This is a genomic window from uncultured Henriciella sp., from assembly GCF_964005855.1.
Lineage (GTDB): Bacteria > Pseudomonadota > Alphaproteobacteria > Caulobacterales > Hyphomonadaceae > Henriciella.
Genome location: NZ_CAXFSW010000013.1, coordinates 49,171 through 67,066 on the forward strand (window position 1 = coordinate 49,171; position 17,896 = coordinate 67,066).

The following is a 17,896-nucleotide window of genomic DNA, read 5'->3' on the forward strand; positions in this document are numbered from 1 at the left end:
CAGCTTCCAACCTAGGCAGCCCAGCGGGAGCGGCAAGTGCAGTCCTGTGCCTCAGGCTGCCTCTGACACGATACGGGCAATATCTTCAGCATAACGCCCCGCCTTTTTCTCGCCCACGCCGCTGATCGCCCGCAATTCATCGGAAGAGCCCGGCCGCTCGGTGGCAATCGCTGCCAGCGTGCGATCGTGAAAGATGACATAGGGCGGCACGCCCTTGGCCTTCGCGGTTTCGAGGCGCCAGTCCCGAAGCGCCTCGAACAGGGACTGATCACGTGCCGACAGATCGTGCAGGACGGGCGCGGATGCAGACGACCGCCGACGAGCGCTCTTTCTCTGGTTGGGATCGGTGCGCAGCCAGACTTCGCGGTCCCCCTTGAAGAGGGCGCGGGCGGCCTCCTGGTCGGGCACGGCCAGAACCGGCCGCATCGCATCGCCCGTCTCGGCCAGAAGCCCGGAGAATAGAAGTTCATCGAAGACGGCGTTCCAGCCCTGTTTGGAGAGGTCCGTTCCAATTCCATATGTTGAGAGCTGTGACAGGTCCTCATCGAAACCGTCGCGCGCCGACCCGGTGAGGTGAACGATCAGCCGACCGCGGCCGATGCGCTGGCCGCAGCGGATAACGGCCGAGACCGCCATCTGGGCGTAGCGTGTCGCGTCAAAGCCATCGCCTGGTTCGCGCTGACAATTGTCGCAGTCGCCGCACGGCTGCACGCCGGCCTCGCCGAAATAGCGCCGCACGGCGGCCCGGCGGCACTCCGTTCCATTAAGGAACGCAAAAAGCTGGCGCGTCTTGGTGAGCTGGACGCGCTTGACCTCTTCGGCCGCATCGCTCTCCATCGTCCAGCTGATCGAACGGCGCATATCCGCCGGTCCGAAGAGGGCAAAGGCTTCGGCGGGTTTGCCATCGCGCCCCGCGCGGCCAACCTCCTGCCAGTAAGCCTCGAGCGTCTTCGGCGGGTCGGCATGGATGACAAAGCGGACATCGGGCTTGTCCACACCCATGCCGAAAGCGACCGTAGCGCACATGACGATTCCGTCTTCCAGCAGGAAGCGGCGCTGGCGCTCGGCCCGCACCTCCGCGTCAAGGCCTGCATGATAGGCAAGCGCCTTGAGACCGGCGCGCTGCAGGCTTTCAGCAAGACTTTCTGTGGCATCGCGCGTGGCAGCATAGACGATACCGCCTTCGCCCGGATGCGCCTTCACAAGAGAGATCACCCTGTCGGCGCGCTTTCCGGCTTTCGGCTCTGCGCCAAGGGTGAGGTTGGGCCGGTCGAAACTTGCGACGTGAACGGAGGGGGCTGTGAGGTCGAGTTCGTGGAGGATATCGTCGCGCGTGCGCTCATCGGCGGTCGCCGTGACAGCGATGCGCGGCACGCCTGGGAACAGCTGCTTCAGCCGGCTAAGGGCCCGGTAGTCGGGGCGGAAATCATGGCCCCACTGGCTGACGCAGTGGGCTTCATCAATGGCGATGAGCGAGACATCGAGACCGGACAGCACATTTCCAAGCCCGCTGCCCAGCGCCTCAGGCGAGACATAGAGCATGTCCATCTCGCCAGCGCGGGCGGCTTCGAGCGCCGCCTGCTTGTCAGCCGGCGCCATGGAGGAATCGAGCCGCTCGGCGCGCACGCCAAGTGCCTTGAGCGCATCGACCTGGTCGGCCATGAGCGCAATGAGGGGCGAGACGACCAGCCCCGTACCTCGCCGGAGAATGGACGGAATCTGGTAACAGAGCGACTTGCCGCCTCCAGTCGGCAGGACAGCAAGGACATCGCGCCCCTGCAGCACATCGCTGATGACATCGGCCTGCAGGCCGCGAAACGCATCATATCCATAGACACGTTTCAAAAGGGCGAGGGCGTCGGTCAGTTCTGTGGCTGGGATGGTTTCGGACATCCCTTCCCTATCAGCGGAGTCGCCCCATCCCAGCAAGACGGCAGGGGCGGTTCGACCGGTCTAGAAGATGTATTCCAGAAGCCGGTCGCGCGAATTGGCGTGCACCCATTTGCCGCCGGCCTCCTCAACCAGGGCCTGCCACTCTTCGAGACGCCGGAAATAGGCGTCCGGGTCTGAGGCTTCACGATCTGAACGGGTCACATTGGTCACGACGACCGTAATGCCTTCAAGATCCAGCGAAAGCTCGCTCGTATCGCAATCGGGCGAGACATCTTCGACAAGATCGGAATGCACCACGATAATGCGCTTACCCTGATCCGATTGCTCAAGCTCCGAGGCGGCATAGCGAAGCCCCCCGCGGATGTCCGTCCAGTCCGTCGCGTCCACCTGCTCCCCATAGGTTTCGAGGCTTCTGAAGACGTCCTGTTTGGCAAGAGCGGCCTGGCTCGGCGTACCGGGAAGGGTCCGGCGCACGATGAGGCTGTTGTCGGAAAAGCTGCACGAGCCGATCTCGCCAAAGGCAAACATGTCATTGGAATTGAGTTTGGAGGTGAGGAGTTTTGCCGTCATGATCGCATCCGGCACTTCGCGCACATAGGTGCCCGAGACATCGACCAGCATGAACACCGCCTTTGAATTGGAGGTGATCGCGCCGCAGGCCGCGACCGATACCAGCACCGCGAGCGACGCAAGTCTCTTCAGCGCCGACGAAATCATGCCGCCCCCTCAGCCTTCCTGCGGGCCGGCCGCCGGACGCGGCGGACCATGCCTTCGATCACCAGCGGCAGGAAGATGAGAAGGTCGTAGACGCGCAGCACAAACAAACCAAGCGCCTTGAGTATGGTCGCCAGCGTCGCGAAAATGAAGGCGAGAAAGATCATCACCTGATGGAGAACCAGCCTCAGGATGAAGACGAAATTCTGGATGACCGTTTCAAGCGGGATCGCGGCAATTGCGAGCAGCCACGGGATCAGCACGGCCAGCACCATCTGCGCGATCATCGTGAGGGAAACGCCGCTGCTGTCCTGCGTCGCCTCCGCCCCCTCGCCGAGGGCCATGCGCGTTGTTTCCTGATCGATCTGGATCAGCACTTCGCGCTGGATCGCCAGGATCGCCTCAAAGAAGGAAAACGCCGCGAGGAAGGCGATCGCGGCATAGAGAAGGATACGTTTGGGCAGGCGTGGCAAGGTCGAGATCAGCGTGATCCTGGTAATACCAGCCGCATCCATGAGGACAATACCCGCCACCGCTTCAAGGAAGATAACCACGAGCGCAGCCGCCGTCGGCAGGTCGACGCCCATGACCTGAAGGTCGTCGCCGACAATCTCGGCCATGGGGCGCTGGATCAGGAAGAAATTAAGAAAGACGCCTGTCAGCGCCACGCTCATCACCAGAAGCGCGAGCAGCCACGGAATGAGGATGGACTGGCGCTGTGCGGCAGCCCGGCGCGCTTCATAGTCAGGGTGAATGCAGGCCTCGAAGGTCACGAGATCCTCATTGATCCTTTTCGCCGAGCGTTCGAGTTCCGTCGAGATCGAGCGCAGCCGCGCTGTATTCTCTGCCATGGGTTTCAATTCGGAACGCAGGGCGTTGATCTGTGGGCGAAGCGGGGTGAGCTCTTCCTTTACCGCTCTGCGCACATCAGACACCGCACTGGTCAGCTTCGACTTCGACCGGCTGAAGCTGTTCTCATCCATGCGTGCACGCACGGTCTGGAGGGTCTGCTCGTCGAGATCCACCGCCCGGAAAGCCTCGATCGTCGCATCGAGTTCTGCGCGGCTGGTCTCGAGCCGGTCCACGATGCCGCTGGCCCGCCTGTCGATTTCGGGGGCCCGCTTTTCAAGCTTCAGCTCCTGGCTGATCATCTTCTGCTCAAGCGTCTCGGCGGTGTGGGCCGCCACAAGCTCTATATAGCGTTCATAGACCGCATTTCCGGCCGCTTCGAGCCGGCGGGCGACATCCCGCAGCACATAGGCAAGACCGAAAAAGACACTACGAAACAGCCCATGCAGATAGGGCCGCGCGATATAGAGCAGCACAATCACGCCCGCGATGAGCAGCCAAAGTTGCCAGTCAGTCCATGTCAGCCCGAACATGCAGAGGCCGCTCCAGTCTTCGTCCGTCCATTCCCGGTTAAAATACCGTTAAGGATCAATGAGGCGAAGGCAAGGCGGCTCGCCTGTCAGGCGCAGTGATCGCGGCAAGTGCGTCCACCATGAAGCTGTGCCGCCGTGCCACCGCGCCAGCATCCTTCTCATAGCCGCCACCAAGCACACCGACGAGCGGAACAGCGCGCGAGCGGCACGCCTCCGCCACTCTGCGGTCACGCTCACGAAGGCCGTCATCGGTCAGCCGGAGCAAGCCGAGCCTGTCATCGGCATGCGGGTCCACCCCGGCATTGTAAAAGACAAGGTCCGGCTCGCTTCGCGCGAAGACCTGATCGACCAGACCCGTCAGGGCTTTGAGATAGGCGGCATCGCCTTCGCCCTTTGCCAGACCGACATCGAGGTCGGAAGGCGGCTTTTCACGCGGCCAGTTGTCCTCGCAATGCAGCGAGGCGGTGAAGACGCTGCTGTCGCCTGTGAAGATGCTTGCCGTCCCGTCCCCATGATGCACATCGCAATCGATGATCGCGATCTTGCGGGCCAGCCCCTCCGCCTGCATGGCCCGCGCAGCCACAGCGACATCATTGAAGACGCAAAAACCGGCCCCGCTTTCATAGTTTGCGTGATGACTGCCCCCGGCAAGGGAAACAGCCGCGCCCTCCTGAAGCGCAAGACGCGCTGCCAGGCAGGTGCCGCCGACAGAGGCCCGCGTCCTTGCCGCGATGGCCGGGGTCATTTCGAAACCGATCCGGCGCGCTGTCCTGGCATCGACCGAAGAGGTCAGCACAGCGGTGACATAGGCCGGGTCATGGGCAAGGTGCAGCCAGCGCTCCGGTGCATGCGCAGGCACAGCAAACCTCTCGCCCCGCTCGCGCAACAAGGTGGCCAGAAGTGAGTATTTACGCATCGGGAAGCGGTGACCGTCCGGCACACTCTCGGCGTCATAGTCAGGATGATGGACAATTGGCAGCGCCATGAATGGGTGAGATGTCGGCGGGCGCCCGATTGTCAAGCTGGCGCGCGCGCCATAAGCCGCTCGCATGGCTGATACCGCTCTCACCCGATCAAAGGTTCTCGCGCTCGCCGTGCCTGTCATGCTTGCGCAGGCGGCGACAGCCTCGACGGGTATCGTCGATACGGCGGTCATGGGGCTCTATGGCACCAAGTTCGACCTTGGGGCAGTCGGCGTGGCCGCCGTCGTCATGAACTTTCTCTACTGGGCCTTCGGTTTCCTGCGCATGTCGACCACGGGTCTCTCCGCCCAGGCGAATGGCAGCGGCGACCGGCTGGAAGTCCAGACCGTGCTTCAACGCGCGCTTCTGCTTGGCGGTGCCCTAGGCCTGACGATCCTCATTCTCTCGCCGCTTCTGAGGCTCGCCATCTTCCAGCCCTTCGAGGCGGGCAGCGAAGTAAAGACGCTGGCGAAAGCGTATTTCGATGCACGGGTCTGGGGCGCACCTGCCGTTCTCATGGGCTATGGCATCACCGGCTGGCTGCTCGGCACCGGACGTACAGGTCAGCTTCTGGCGTTCCAGATCGTGATGAACGGCACCAATGGCGTGCTCGATATCTGGTTCGTTGCCGGCCTGGGCTGGGGGCCGGCGGGCATTGGCGCCGGGACGGCGATTGCCGAATGGGTCGCCCTCGCCTTCGGTCTTGTCCTCGTCCGCAAAGGCTTCACGCGTTCTGGGGCCCTGTTTGACCGGGAGCGCCTGGGCGCCCTGATCAATGCCAATCGCGACATACTGATCCGGACCCTCGCGCTTCTTTTCTGTTTTGCATGGTTCGTGAATTCGGGCGCAAGCCTCGGTACGGCGACCCTGGCAGGCAATGAAGTCCTGCTGCAGTTCGTCAGCGTATCGGCCTTCGTGCTGGATGGTTTCGCCTTTGTCGCCGAAAAGGAAATCGGAGAAGCCTATGGGGCCCGCAGCCGCGCGCGGCTGGTGCGCGCCATGCGGCTAACCAGCGAGATCGCGGCTGGCTTCGCCGTGGTCATCGCGCTCGCCTATTTCTTCGGCGGGGGCTGGATCATTGCGAATTTTGTGGCCGACGAAGAAGCCCGTGCCGTCGCGCTTACCTATCTGCCCTATTGCGCCGCTGTGCCGGTTGTCGGACTGGCCTGCTGGCAACTGGACGGCTTTTTTCTCGGCGCCACGCAGGGCAAGGCGCTTCGCAATGCCGGTGTTCTCGCCGCGCTCCTCTATGTCGGAACGGACGTTCTTTTGAAGGCGCAGTTTGCCAATAGCGGTGTCTGGATCGCCTTCCTCAGTATGTATGTCTGGCGCGCCGCCGGTCTTGGCCTCTACCTTCCTTCCATGCTCGCCAGGGTCAGCGAGAGTCAGCGCCCACAGCCTGCTCGACAGACGTAAACCCGTCGGCATGCAGGCGCGCGGCAAGGTCCCTGTTGATCTCAGCGACCAGACCGGGCCCGTGATAGACGAGCGCGGAGTACAGCTGCACGGCATGGGCCCCGGCGCGGATTTTGCGATAGGCATCATCGCCGCTCGATATGCCACCCGCCCCGATGAGGTCGAACTCTCCCAGAATTTCCCGCGCGAAGGCGCGCAGCACCTGCGTGGAAGGCGCGAGAAGCGGCGCACCGGAGAGACCGCCCGTCTCGCTCTTATGCTCGCTCTTCAGGGTCTCCGGGCGCTCCAGCGTCGTATTGGAGATAATGAGACCCGACAGCCATTTGCCGTGTGCGCGCAAAACCGCGATGATATCGCTGATCGCCCTCTCATCGAGGTCCGGGGCGAGTTTCAGGAAGACAGGCTTGCGGGCTGCCTCTGCGCCCTCAGCCAGGCCAGCATGCGCCTTTTCCACCGAATGGCCGCAGCGCGACAGCAGCTCTTCCAGCGCCCCCTTGTCCTGCAGGCCCCGCAGGCCCGGCGTATTCGGCGAAGATATGTTGATGGTGATATAGCCCGCATATGGATACACGGCCGCGATACCGGTTTCGTAATCGCCGATCCGGTCCTCGCTATCCTTGTTTGCGCCAACATTGGCCCCGACGGGCGAAGAAGCGCGCGCAGCATGGCGCAAGCGTGCGGTGAAGACCTCCAGGCCTTCATTATTAAAGCCCATCCGGTTGATGACCGCCTTGTCCTCACTCAGGCGGAAGAGGCGCGGTCTTGCGTTTCCTTCCTGCGGGCGCGGCGTAACCGTACCGCATTCGACAAAGCCAAAGCCGAAATGCGACATGGCCGTGAAGACGTCGGCATTCTTGTCGAAGCCGGCCGCAAGCCCCACGGGATTGGCAAGTCTGAGCTTCGCATTGGGCAGGGTGACAGGCGTATTCCAGCGTTTTGGATTGATGCGGGGAACACCGATGCCCGTCTTCAGCGCCTTGATTGTCGCCTTGTGGGCCGTTTCCGGCGGCATGGATCTGAAGAGACGCGTCCCGAGCGCAGAAAGAGCCATCTAACGGATCTCCTCCGGCAGGACGGGGTTGCCGTCATTATCGGTCTCCAACGTCCACTGTTTCTGCGCATCGGACAGACGCAGCGTGCCATAGAGGTGCGGGAAGAGGTCACCACCGCGCGATTCCTCCCACTTTACATTGCCGCCCAGGCGCTCGGCCGAAAACTCATAGAGGCGCACACCATGCTGCCCGGCATAGTGCAGGCGGAGTGTTTCGGCGACCTGATCGCCGGATGAGAGGTGGACATAGCCATCACGGGCATCGAGGTCGGTATCTGTATGGCCGTGCTCCCGGGCGCGGGCGTCGTCCTGGGCGCTGAGGATCTTGTAGACAGGTGTATCGAGCATCATGGAGGCGGTCTTACAGGCTTTGGCGCGCCCGGCAAGATGACAGGGTTGCTGGGTTTATTTTCCTATGTTAGGAAAATTAAACGAAATCTGGAGACAAGCGCGATGCGTCACGGCGATGTCTGGAAAGGCATAGACCTTCTGGCCGAAAAGAATGGCCTCAGCGCATCCGGCCTTGCGCGGCTCGCCGGTCTCGACCCGACCAGTTTCAACCCGTCAAAACGCCAGGCCAAGGATGGCCGTCCGCGCTGGCCGTCCAGCGAGAGCATTGCCCGGGCGCTGGAAGCCGTCGGGGCGGGCATGGATGATTTTGCCGCGCTCATCGAAGGCCGGCGCGGGGCGAGCGCCCCCCTTATCGGTCTGGCCCAGGCGGGCGCCGACGGCTTCTTCGACGATGGCGGCTTTCCCATGGGCGGCGGCTGGGACGAGGTGCGTTTTCCCGGTCTGGGCGGGGAGTCCGTCTATGCGCTGGAAATCACGGGCGACAGTATGGAGCCAGCCTATCGCGAAGGCGACCGCATCATCGTTGCGCCGGGCGCGCAGGTGCGCAAGGGCGACCGTGTCGTCGCCAAGACAAGCGATGGGGAGGTGATGGCAAAGGTGCTTGGCCGTCAGACAGAAACGCAGATCGAGCTCATCTCGCTCAATCCCGACCACCCCGTCCGCACCTTCAAACCCTCGCAGATTATCTGGATCGCGCGCATCCTCTGGGTCAGCCAGTAAGCACTGCAGCATTCGCATCTGCAGCACATAATCCGCTTGCCCTGACAACATGACACATGTCATCCAACAGTCTTATGGACTGGGACAAGCTCAAATCCTTCCATGCTGCGGCAGAAGCGGGCAGCCTCACAGCCGCTGGCGAACGCCTCGGTATTTCGCAGTCGGCTGTCTCGCGCCAGATCTCCGCGCTTGAGGAACAGCTCGGCGTCTCGCTCTTCCAGCGGCATGCCCGCGGCCTGGTCCTCACCGATGCGGGACACACGCTTCACCGCTCGACCATGGACATGGCGTCTGCAGCACAGACCGCCAATGCCGCCCTGCGCGACCAGCAGGACGTCGCCCAGGGCGACCTTGTGGTGACCGCGCCGGTCGCATTCGGGTCCACCTGGCTGGTACCGCGGCTTGGAAATTTTTTGAATGCCAATACCGGCATGCAGATCGACCTTCGCCTTGATGACGGCGAAACATATGACCTTCTGAAGCTGGAAGCCGAATGCGCGATCCGTCTCTGGGCGGCTGACAAGTCGGACCTGATCCAGCGCAAGCTCGGCACAGTTGCGACGAACCTTTACGCATCACCAGAATACCTGAAGGCGCATGGCACGCCGCGCACGCCGCAGGATCTCGATAATCACCGCATCATCGGCTATGGCACCGAAAACACGCCCCTGGACGCGATGAGCTGGGCCCAGCGTGTTGGCCGCGATGACACCCTGCCCCGCAAGGCAACGCTGCAGGTGCGGAATGTGCCGGCCATGCTGCGCGCCGTCGAAGCCGGCATCGGCATTGCCGACCTGCCGGACTATATGGCAAGCGCCGTGCCCAATCTGGTGCGCGTCCTGCCCGAACATACCGGGCCGACCTTCGACCTCTTCTTCATCTATCCAAGCGATCTCAAACGCTCAAAACGAATCGCCGTCTTCAGGGACTTCCTGACGGCAGAAGTTGAAGCCATCAAGCGGGACAATCTGCAACTTCGTGCAAGCTGACCCCGCGGAACATGCAGAAATGCATGCCTTCAATACTGAAACGCCTATTTCCTTTCGCACACGCAGCAATTAGCTGATGCGTATGCCTTGGTTCCGGCTTTTGCCAATCTCCTCCGATTGTGCGTTTCCTCCCTCCAAGTAGGAACCAATACTTAGAGCCCGGCGCGAGTTTTCGCAGCCGGGCTTTTTTTTGAATTATTTGATTATAGGCGGATTTTCTCTAGACGCTGGCGCGCAACATCCAGGCGGCCTTTTCCGCCGCGGCCGCCCGCTGGGTCAGCAGGTCAGCGGTCACCACATCGTCACCTTGCTCTGCAGCATCGACGCCTTCGCGCGCGACTTTCGCAATCGTTTCGTGCCCGCGCACAAGATTGTTGATCATGTCTTCTGCATCCGGCACGCCATTGTCCGGCTTGATCGTCGCATAGGACGCAATCTCATCGCTGGAGGCGGGCGCAAATTCTCCAAGGGCACGGATACGTTCGGCCAGCTCGTCGAGCGCCTGCCAGAGCTCGGTATATTGCTCCATGAAAAGCTCATGCAGCGCCTTGAAACGCGGCCCCGTCACATTCCAGTGATAGCCATGCGTCTTGAAGTAGAGCGCATAGGTTTCGCCCAGAACCTTGCGGAGTGCATCAATGGATGCGCTCCGGTCCTGCTTATCAAGTCCAACATCGACAGACATTTGAAGTCTCCTTTCAAAGCCAATGATAGCCCTGAAATGGGGACGGAGGTGCCCTTACGCCAATTGGATTCGAACACCGCAACTATAGAGTTTTCCTATAGCTGCGGCGTCTGGGATTTAAGAAACTATTTAAGTGCGGCGCAGAAGCGTTTGATACGCGTCATCGCTTCCTCAAGCGCCTCGGTCGAGGTCGCATAGGAAATACGGAAGGCCGGTGAAAGACCGAACGCCTCGCCGAACACGACCGCAACCTGTTCTTCTTCCAGAAGGGCTGTCGCGAAATCCTTGTCGGAACTGATCAGCGTCCCCTTGGGCGAGGACTTGCCGATGACACCGGCGCAGCTTGGATAGACATAGAAAGCGCCTTCGGGCGTCGCACAGGTCAGGCCCTCGCAGTCATTCAGCGCCTTCACAACCATGTCGCGGCGTTGTTTGAAGACCTTGTTGCGCTCGGCCAGAAAGCCATGATCGCCGTTCAAGGCCGCGACGCTTGCCCACTGGCTGATCGAACACGGGTTAGAGGTCGACTGCGACATGATCTTGCGCATGGTCGCGATCAGCTTTTCCGGCCCGCCGGCATAGCCGATCCGCCAGCCGGTCATCGCATAGGCCTTGGAGACACCATTCACGGTCAGCGTGCGGTCATAAAGCTTCGGCTCCACCTGCGCGATCGTCCAGTACTCGAACCCGTCATAGACAAGGTGCTCATACATGTCGTCAGTCATCACCCAGACCTGCGGATGCTTCAGCAGGACACCTGCAAGCGCGCGCAGCTCATCCTTGGTGTAGGCCGCGCCGGTGGGGTTGGATGGCGAGTTGAGCACCAGCCACTTGGTCTTCGGCGTAATGGCCTGCTCAAGCGCCTCCGGGGAGAGCTTGTAGTTGGAGTTCGGGCCGCACTGCACGAAGACCGGATCACCGCCCGCCAGACGCGCCATCTCTGGATAGCTCACCCAGTACGGGGCCGGCACGATGACTTCATCGCCCGGATTCAGCGTCGCCATGAAGGCGTTGTAAAGCACAGCCTTGCCGCCCGGCGAGACGTTGATCTGGGCGGGCGTATACTCAAGGTCATTGTCCCGCTTGAACTTGGCGCAGATCGCTTCTTTCAGCTCCGGAATACCGTCAGCCGGCGTATATTTCGTCTTGCCCTCATTGATCGCCTTGATCGCGGCGTCCTTCACATGGTCCGGCGTGTCGAAATCGGGCTCGCCGGCGCCGAGGCCGATAACATCGATGCCCTGGCGTTTCATTTCATTCGCCTTTGTGGTGACAGCAATCGTGGCGGATGGCTGCACGCGCTCGACGGCTTTGCTTAGGGCGATTTCGGTTGCCATGTGATCTGAACTCCTCTGGAAGGCGTGGGTCTGCATAGGTCGCCCGCACCCCGGACACAAGCGGGCGTAGGGCTCTTCTGTCCAAAGAATTGGGCCCGCAGGCGCCGAATGCAAACCAGCCGGCTTTCGGCAGCTGACATGGCGCGCACGGCAGTCGCCCAACTAGGCGCCGGGCGCGGCTGCCATTAGGTTAGGCCCAGCATGTCAGACACCTCATCCAGCAGACCGGCCCGCCGCGGCGTCGATGTCATCAAGGACAATCTGAAACGCCTGCCTGCAAAGCCGGGTGTCTACCGCATGTTCGGAACGAAGGATGAGGTCCTCTATGTCGGCAAGGCGCGCAATCTGAAGGCGCGTGTCTCCAACTATGCGCGGCTTGGCGGCCACACGCAGCGCATCGCGGCGATGATCGCGCTGACCGCGCGGATGGAATTCGTCGTGACCGAAACAGAAACCGAAGCGCTGCTGCTCGAAGCCAGCCTCATCAAGTCGCTGAAGCCACGCTTCAACATTCTTCTGCGCGATGACAAATCCTTCCCCTACATTCTGATCCGCCGCGACCACGACTATCCGCAGATCCTGAAATATCGCGGCTCCAAACAGGATCGCGGCGACTATTTCGGCCCCTTTGCCAGCGCCAATGCCGTGACCCGCACGCTCGACACGCTGCAGAAAGCCTTCCTCTTGCGCACCTGCGAGGACAGCGTTTTTTCCCAGCGCACCCGCCCTTGCATGCTACACCAGATCAAGCGCTGTTCGGCGCCCTGCGTTGGCCTGGTCAGCGAGGAAGGCTATACCGAACTCGCCAATCAGGCTGCCGACTTCCTCAAAGGCAAGGCAACCGACCTTCAGGCGGACCTTGCCCGCGACATGGAGACGGCCGCCGAAAATATGGAGTTCGAGCGCGCCGCCAGCCTGCGTGACCGGATCCGCGCACTTGCCGTCGTTCGCGCCCAGCAGGATATCAACCCCGACGGGATCGAAGAAGCCGACATCTTTGCCATCGCCATGGAGGGCGGCCAGTCGGCCGTGCAGGTCTTCTTCATCCGCGCGGGGCAGAATTGGGGCGCCACAATCCACTTCCCACGCCATGAAAAGGACGAGACCGCACCGGAAATCCTTTCAGCGTTCCTCGTCCAGTTTTATGACAAGCGCCCGCCGCCAAAGCTCATCCTGACAAATGAGGCGCCCGATCAGGGAGAGCTTATCGGTGAAGCGCTGGAGCTGAAATCCAACCGGAAAGTCGAAATTCGCACACCCCAGCGCGGCGACAAACGCGAACTCGTCGCACAGGCGAGCCGCAATGCCGCCGAGGCGCTGTCACGCAAGCTCGCGGAAACAGCAAGCCAGCAGCGTCTTCTGAAAGACATGGCAAAGACGTTCGACCTGCCCGCCCCGCCCAAACGTGTCGAAGTCTATGACAACAGCCACATCCAGGGGTCCAATGCCGTCGGTGGCATGGTGGTCGCCGGCCCGGAAGGCTTCATCAAGGGCCAGTACCGGAAGTTCAATATCAAGGACAAGGCGCTGGAGCCGGGCGACGATTATGGCATGATGCGCGAAGTGATGCGCCGCCGCTTCAAACGTCTCCTCAAGGAGGCTGACGAACAGGGTGTGAAGATCGCTGAGCTCGAAACCTATCCAGACCTCGTCCTCATCGATGGTGGCCTTGGCCAGCTCGCCGCAACCGTGGAAACACTGGAAGAGCTGGGTCTTACGCCGCAGGATGTAACACTGGTCTCCATCGCGAAGGGGCCGGACCGCAATGCCGGGCGCGAGAAATTCTTCCGGCCCGGCCAGGCGCCTTTCACCCTGCCACCGGACACACCGGTCCTCTATTATCTGCAGCGTCTGCGCGACGAAGCGCACCGCTGGGCCATCGGCGCGCACCGGTCAAAGCGCTCGGCCGACATCAAATCCTCGCCCCTGGATGAGATTGAAGGCATAGGGCCATCCCGCAAGAAAGCCCTTCTGCATCATTTCGGGTCGGCAAAAGGTGTTTCCCGTGCCAAGCTGGCTGATCTTGAGAGCGTTGACGGTATCAACCGTTCGCTCGCCGAACGCATCTATGGCCATTTCAATGGCGGTTAGGACAGTATGACTCTCAAATGGCTGCCAAATGCGCTGACGATTGCACGCTGCATTCTGGCGATTGTTGTGGGCTACACCATCCTCGACTTCGATACGAGAACGCAGGCTGGCGATGCCACCGCTCTGGTCCTCTTCCTGCCTTTCGCGCTTTTTTCCTTTGTCGCGCTGACCGACTGGCTCGACGGCTGGCTGGCCCGCAAGCTGGACGCCGAATCCGCCTTCGGCGCGCGTCTGGATCCGATCGGCGACAAATTGCTGTCCGCCTCCAGCCTGCTGGCCCTATCGATTACCGGCACCTGGGCCTGGTTCATCCTGATACCGACACTGGCCATCGTCAGCCGCGATGTCCTGATCACCGCGATGCGGGAAGCCATGGGCAATCCGGGCACGATGAAGGTCTCAAACAGTGCGAAAATGAAGACCGCACTCGTCCTCGGCGGGATTGCCCTTGTCCTCTTCGGCATGGCTGTCAGCGCCCTTGCGGCCAACGCAGCCCCCTATTCACCGAACTGGGTCCTCTCCCGCGGCATCTGGCTTGCCGGGCTCGTCATGGTCTGGGTTGCTGCCGTCATGGCCGTCATGACGGCTTTCGACTATGTCACAGGCCTTGCCGGCCGGGACAAGGAGGATCACCAATAGCCGTCATTCGGACCGGCTTCGAAGACTTCGGCGGCCCGCCGGCGGGTTGCTGGCGTCGTATCCTCCGGCAGGTCGAACGGGCTGGCCCACACCCGCTCTGAAATCTCGCCAAAACTGGTCGGTTCGCCCGCTGCCCAGTCTTCAGGGCGCAAATGATATAAAAGCACGTGATCATTGGGAAAGGCGGGATCATTGGAATAGATGCCAAGAAGACGCGCCGCGCCGGTCAGCTCCACGCCCCCCTCCTCTTTCAGCTCCCGCAGGAGTGACGTCTCGGCCCGCTCGCCCTTCTCTATGCCGCCGCCCGGGAAGAAGAGACCTTTGGTGTAGGTGTGGCGCACCAGCAGTATCTTCCCGTCGGACCGCTCCACCACTGCGCGCACGCCAAGCGTCATCGGGCGGCGAAAGCGGAACCAGGCCTGGAAGACTCGCTGACGCAACTTTTGCATGGATCGTCCTTTCAGATGAAAAGCCCCCTCGCCAAAGGGGAAAACACGGTCTAGTTACGGGCGGAACACCACTTCAGGGGAGCTTAAGCCATGTTTGCAGTTATCGCCATCGGCGTGACCGTCGCTATTTTCGGCATTCTGAACTTCATCGACTATCGCCGTCTGGACTAGGATCCCGCGCCTTAACTCTTGCCTGATCTGACACTCATCGCGGCCCTTGTCGGGGGCCTGGTCATTCTCGCAGTTGCGGGCGACTTCCTTGTCAACGGCGCCGTGGCGCTGGCGCGGCGCATAGGCGTCTCGCCGCTCGTGGCCGGCATCTTGATTGTCGGCTTCGGCACCTCCGCGCCGGAAATGGTCGTGGCTGTCGATGCCTCCAGCCAGGGCCAGCCCGGCATCGCCATCGGCAATATCGTCGGCTCGAACATCGCCAATATCTGGCTGGTGCTCGCCGTCCCCGCCTTTCTCGTCCCACTGGCAACCCGGCAGTTCGGTCTGCGCCGCTCCTACTGGATCATGCTGGCCATCACGGCCCTGTGGATCGGCTGGACCGCCTTTCGGCCCGTCACGCCGGCCTTCGGCTTCATCCTGCTTGCCACCCTGATCGTCTATTCGGTCCTGATGCTGGTCTGGACCTCTCACGCCATCCGCAAGGGCATTGATGTCGGGCTGGATGACGAGGAGCACTCGCTGGGCACGGTGGCCATGCTGGTCAACCTGGTCATCGGCATTGTGGGCCTGCCGCTCGGGGCGCACCTCATCGTCGAGGGCGGTGTCGGCATCGCCCGCACCTATGCAGTTCCTGAAGAGATCATCGGCCTCACCCTGCTCGCCATCGGCACCTCGCTGCCGGAACTTGGCGCGGGGGTTGCAGCCGCCGTGCGTCGCCGCGGGGACGTGGTGATCGGCAATGTCATCGGCTCAAACATCTTCAACCTCGCTGGCTCCGGCGCGATCATCGCCTTTTTCGGGCCGACGGATCTTGCCCCGACCTTTCTTCAGTTCGACCACTGGGCGATGGCGGCCGCTGCCATAGGTCTCGGTCTGTTCGTCCTGCCACGCAGCCGCGTGACACGGCTTGCAGCGCTCGCAATGCTGCTCGTCTATGCTGTCTACATCTACGGCCTCGTGCATGGCTGGGACATTGCAGGCGAAGTGGAGAGCTGGATTGGCAGAGCATGATCTGACCCCGAAACGGGCCCTTATTACCGGTGCCGGCAAACGCATAGGCCGGGCCCTCGCCGAAGCGCTCGGCGCCGATGGCTGGAGTGTTGCCGTTCACTATCGCTCGTCCGCCGACGGCGCGCAGGAAACCGCCGACGCGATCGGCAAGGCCGGCGGAATGGGCGTAATCGTTCAGGGTGACCTCACCGAGGAAAAGGACCTCAAGGCTCTTATCCCCGCCGCCCAGGAAAAGCTGGGCGGCCCGCTGCGGCTTCTCGTAAATTCCGCCTCCGTCTTCGATGATGACACCGCGCTCAGTCATACGCGCGAAAGCTGGGATCTGCATTTCGATGCCAATCTCCGCGCGCCGATTGCCCTCACGCAGGCCTTCGCGCTGGCCTTGCCCGGCGACCAGAAGGGCCTTGTGGTCAATGTGATCGACCAGCGCGTCTGGAAACTGAACCCGCAGTTTTTCAGCTATACGCTGTCCAAGGCGGCCCTTCTGACCGCGATGAAGACGCTGGCCCAGTCGCTTGCGCCAAATATCCGCGTCAACGGGATCGGCCCTGGCCCGACCCTCGCCAGCGTGCACCAGAGCGAGGAAGAGTTCGAGGCCGAGCGTAGGGCCACGCTGACACAGGAAGGCTCACGTCCCGAAGAAATTGTGCGTGCCCTTCGCTATCTCATCGAAGCCGACAGTGTGACGGGCCAGATGATCGCGACCGATGGCGGTCAGCACCTCATGTGGCAGACACCGGACACGCAGGTCTGATGAATTTTTCCTCTGATACATCCGCTCCCGCCCACCCTGCCGTTCTGGAAGCGCTCGCTGGCGTAAATAATGGCATGCAGCCAAGCTATGGCGCCGATGACATCACCGCGCGCCTGCGCGGCGAGCTCTCGCGCGTGCTGGAAACCGATGATTTCGACTTCTGGCTCTGCGCCTCCGGCACAGCGGCAAATGCACTTGCCCTCTCCTGCTTCTGCCCGCCCATGGGCGCGATCCTCTGCCATGAGGAAGCCCATATTGCCCGCGACGAACGCGGGGCCCCGGAATTCTTTACCGGCGGCGGCAAACTGCAACTTCTACCCGGCAATGGCGCGCAGATCGACGAAGCGGCACTGCGCGAGGCCCTCGCCGGCATCAGACCTGATTTCGTGCATGAAACTCCGGCGCAGGTGCTTTCGCTTACGAACCTCACCGAGTCCGGCACCGCCTATCCGGTCAGCCAGATCGCCCACTATGCCGCCCTGGCAAAAGAGGCAGGACTAACCGTGCATATGGACGGCGCCCGGTTCGCCAATGCGCTGGTATCCACAGGCGCCGCGCCGGCAGAGATGAGCTGGAAAGCCGGCATCGATGTGCTGACGCTGGGCCTCACGAAGACCGGCGCCATCGGGTGCGAGATCATCCTTCTCTTCGGGGAGGCCCGCCAGAAATTCGGCGAACTCAAGGCGCGCGCGAAACGCTCCGGCCACATGCCGCCCAAGATGCGCTATCTCGCTGCCCAGGCCATCGCCATGCTGGCAGACGATCTCTGGCTGGACCTCGCAGGGACCGCCAATCAGCGTGCGCGCGAAGTCTCCAATCTTTTGTGCCGGGACGGGCAGACCGAACTGGTCCACCCAGTCCACGGCAATGAGATTTTCGTGCGCCTGAGCGAGACAAACCTTGCGGCCCTGACCGACGCGGGCGCGACCTTCTATCCCTGGATCGGCGGCTCTCACCGGCTTGTGACGAGCTGGTGCACGCCAGAAACCACAATCGAGCAACTTTCCAGTCTGCTTGCAGGCTAAGCCCGCCTGTTCCAGCGAATAAAATCGCCTGACCGGTCAAAGAGACAACCAGGCCAGCAAGTCGCCTATGCCTTCGCATCTTCAGTTCTCCGCAGTCATATCGCCTGAGACCACTGCCCGCCCCGCTGCAGGGAGTGACTGACCTGGAAAAGCTAGAAGAGGATGGTGGGCGGTACTGGGATCGAACCAGTGACCCCTACGATGTCAACGTAGTGCTCTACCGCTGAGCTAACCGCCCATCCGTTTCGAAGCGGCC

Annotated in this window: 17 protein-coding genes and 1 tRNA gene; 8 read left to right on the forward strand and 10 right to left on the reverse strand. The window is 61.9% G+C overall.

The window, feature by feature from the left end; translation table 11 throughout:
- Positions 1 to 51 precede the first annotated feature (51 nt).
- The 4 genes from recQ to ABNU55_RS12345 are packed head-to-tail and all read right to left on the reverse strand — an operon-like array spanning position 52 to position 4,974.
- A complete protein-coding gene (gene recQ / locus ABNU55_RS12330) occupies positions 52 to 1,893 on the reverse strand; it encodes a DNA helicase RecQ (protein WP_290751249.1) in 1,842 nt (613 codons plus the stop codon).
- 60 nt (positions 1,894 to 1,953) lie between these two features.
- Positions 1,954 to 2,610 carry a hypothetical protein gene (locus tag ABNU55_RS12335; protein WP_290751251.1) on the reverse strand — a complete coding sequence of 219 codons (657 nt, stop codon included), beginning with the start codon at positions 2,608 to 2,610 and terminating at the stop codon, positions 1,954 to 1,956.
- Complete coding sequence (locus ABNU55_RS12340) at positions 2,607 to 3,989, reverse strand: hypothetical protein (protein WP_290751253.1); 1,383 nt, start codon at positions 3,987 to 3,989, stop codon at positions 2,607 to 2,609. Before ABNU55_RS12340 ends, ABNU55_RS12335 begins: the two co-directional genes overlap by 4 nt.
- 55 nt (positions 3,990 to 4,044) lie before the next feature.
- Positions 4,045 to 4,974, reverse strand: coding sequence for a histone deacetylase (locus ABNU55_RS12345; RefSeq protein WP_290751255.1), 930 nt, complete (start codon positions 4,972 to 4,974; stop codon positions 4,045 to 4,047).
- A 64-nt stretch (positions 4,975 to 5,038) separates the two neighbouring features.
- Between ABNU55_RS12345 and ABNU55_RS12350 the strand changes: the two genes are divergently transcribed.
- A complete protein-coding gene (locus ABNU55_RS12350; protein WP_290751257.1) occupies positions 5,039 to 6,367 on the forward strand; it encodes an MATE family efflux transporter in 1,329 nt (442 codons plus the stop codon).
- Here the strand turns inward: ABNU55_RS12350 and ABNU55_RS12355 are convergent.
- On the reverse strand, positions 6,327 to 7,418 hold the full coding sequence (locus ABNU55_RS12355) for a quinone-dependent dihydroorotate dehydrogenase (RefSeq protein WP_290751260.1): 1,092 nt from the start codon (positions 7,416 to 7,418) through the stop codon (positions 6,327 to 6,329). The genes ABNU55_RS12350 and ABNU55_RS12355 overlap by 41 nt on opposite strands.
- Entirely contained in the window at positions 7,419 to 7,769 is a 351-nt protein-coding gene (locus tag ABNU55_RS12360) for a DUF952 domain-containing protein (RefSeq protein WP_290751263.1), read from the reverse strand.
- 102 nt (positions 7,770 to 7,871) lie between these two features.
- Between ABNU55_RS12360 and ABNU55_RS12365 the strand changes: the two genes are divergently transcribed.
- Together ABNU55_RS12365 and ABNU55_RS12370 are read left to right on the forward strand one after the other, a co-directional pair.
- On the forward strand, positions 7,872 to 8,489 hold the full coding sequence (locus tag ABNU55_RS12365; RefSeq protein ID WP_290751265.1) for a helix-turn-helix transcriptional regulator: 618 nt from the start codon (positions 7,872 to 7,874) through the stop codon (positions 8,487 to 8,489).
- A gap of 56 nt (positions 8,490 to 8,545) precedes the next feature.
- Positions 8,546 to 9,478 carry a LysR family transcriptional regulator gene (locus ABNU55_RS12370; RefSeq protein WP_290751267.1) on the forward strand — a complete coding sequence of 311 codons (933 nt, stop codon included), beginning with the start codon at positions 8,546 to 8,548 and terminating at the stop codon, positions 9,476 to 9,478.
- 220 nt (positions 9,479 to 9,698) lie between these two features.
- Here the strand turns inward: ABNU55_RS12370 and ABNU55_RS12375 are convergent, their stop codons facing one another.
- Positions 9,699 to 10,163, reverse strand: a complete 465-nt coding sequence (locus tag ABNU55_RS12375; RefSeq protein WP_290751269.1) for a DNA starvation/stationary phase protection protein — start codon at positions 10,161 to 10,163, stop codon at positions 9,699 to 9,701.
- A 125-nt stretch (positions 10,164 to 10,288) separates the two neighbouring features.
- Positions 10,289 to 11,500 (reverse strand): pyridoxal phosphate-dependent aminotransferase, encoded by a 1,212-nt coding sequence (locus ABNU55_RS12380; protein ID WP_290751271.1) that lies wholly within the window; start codon positions 11,498 to 11,500, stop codon positions 10,289 to 10,291.
- Positions 11,501 to 11,701: 201 nt separating this feature from the next.
- On the opposite strand from ABNU55_RS12380, the gene uvrC reads away from it, so the two are divergent.
- Together uvrC and ABNU55_RS12390 are read left to right on the forward strand one after the other, a co-directional pair.
- Positions 11,702 to 13,591 carry an excinuclease ABC subunit UvrC gene (gene uvrC, locus ABNU55_RS12385; RefSeq protein ID WP_290760077.1) on the forward strand — a complete coding sequence of 630 codons (1,890 nt, stop codon included), beginning with the start codon at positions 11,702 to 11,704 and terminating at the stop codon, positions 13,589 to 13,591.
- A gap of 6 nt (positions 13,592 to 13,597) precedes the next feature.
- A complete protein-coding gene (locus ABNU55_RS12390; RefSeq protein ID WP_290751275.1) occupies positions 13,598 to 14,230 on the forward strand; it encodes a CDP-alcohol phosphatidyltransferase family protein in 633 nt (210 codons plus the stop codon).
- Here ABNU55_RS12390 and ABNU55_RS12395 read toward each other — a convergent pair.
- Positions 14,221 to 14,679, reverse strand: a complete 459-nt coding sequence (locus tag ABNU55_RS12395; RefSeq protein ID WP_290751277.1) for an NUDIX domain-containing protein — start codon at positions 14,677 to 14,679, stop codon at positions 14,221 to 14,223. The genes ABNU55_RS12390 and ABNU55_RS12395 overlap by 10 nt on opposite strands.
- A 189-nt stretch (positions 14,680 to 14,868) precedes the next feature.
- Between ABNU55_RS12395 and ABNU55_RS12400 the strand changes: the two genes are divergently transcribed.
- The 3 genes from ABNU55_RS12400 to ABNU55_RS12410 are packed head-to-tail and all read left to right on the forward strand — an operon-like array spanning position 14,869 to position 17,640.
- The gene (locus tag ABNU55_RS12400; RefSeq protein ID WP_290751279.1) at positions 14,869 to 15,861 is read left to right on the forward strand and encodes a calcium/sodium antiporter; all 993 of its coding nucleotides are present in this window, start codon (positions 14,869 to 14,871) and stop codon (positions 15,859 to 15,861) included.
- A 1-nt stretch (position 15,862) separates the two neighbouring features.
- Positions 15,863 to 16,615 (forward strand): SDR family oxidoreductase, encoded by a 753-nt coding sequence (locus tag ABNU55_RS12405; protein WP_348764390.1) that lies wholly within the window; start codon positions 15,863 to 15,865, stop codon positions 16,613 to 16,615.
- Positions 16,615 to 17,640 carry a beta-eliminating lyase-related protein gene (locus ABNU55_RS12410; RefSeq protein ID WP_290751283.1) on the forward strand — a complete coding sequence of 342 codons (1,026 nt, stop codon included), beginning with the start codon at positions 16,615 to 16,617 and terminating at the stop codon, positions 17,638 to 17,640. The genes ABNU55_RS12405 and ABNU55_RS12410 overlap by 1 nt, the downstream gene beginning before the upstream one ends.
- Positions 17,641 to 17,803: 163 nt before the next feature.
- Here ABNU55_RS12410 and ABNU55_RS12415 read toward each other — a convergent pair.
- Positions 17,804 to 17,878: transfer RNA gene (locus ABNU55_RS12415), tRNA-Val, on the reverse strand.
- Between the last annotated feature and the right edge of the window lie 18 nt (positions 17,879 to 17,896).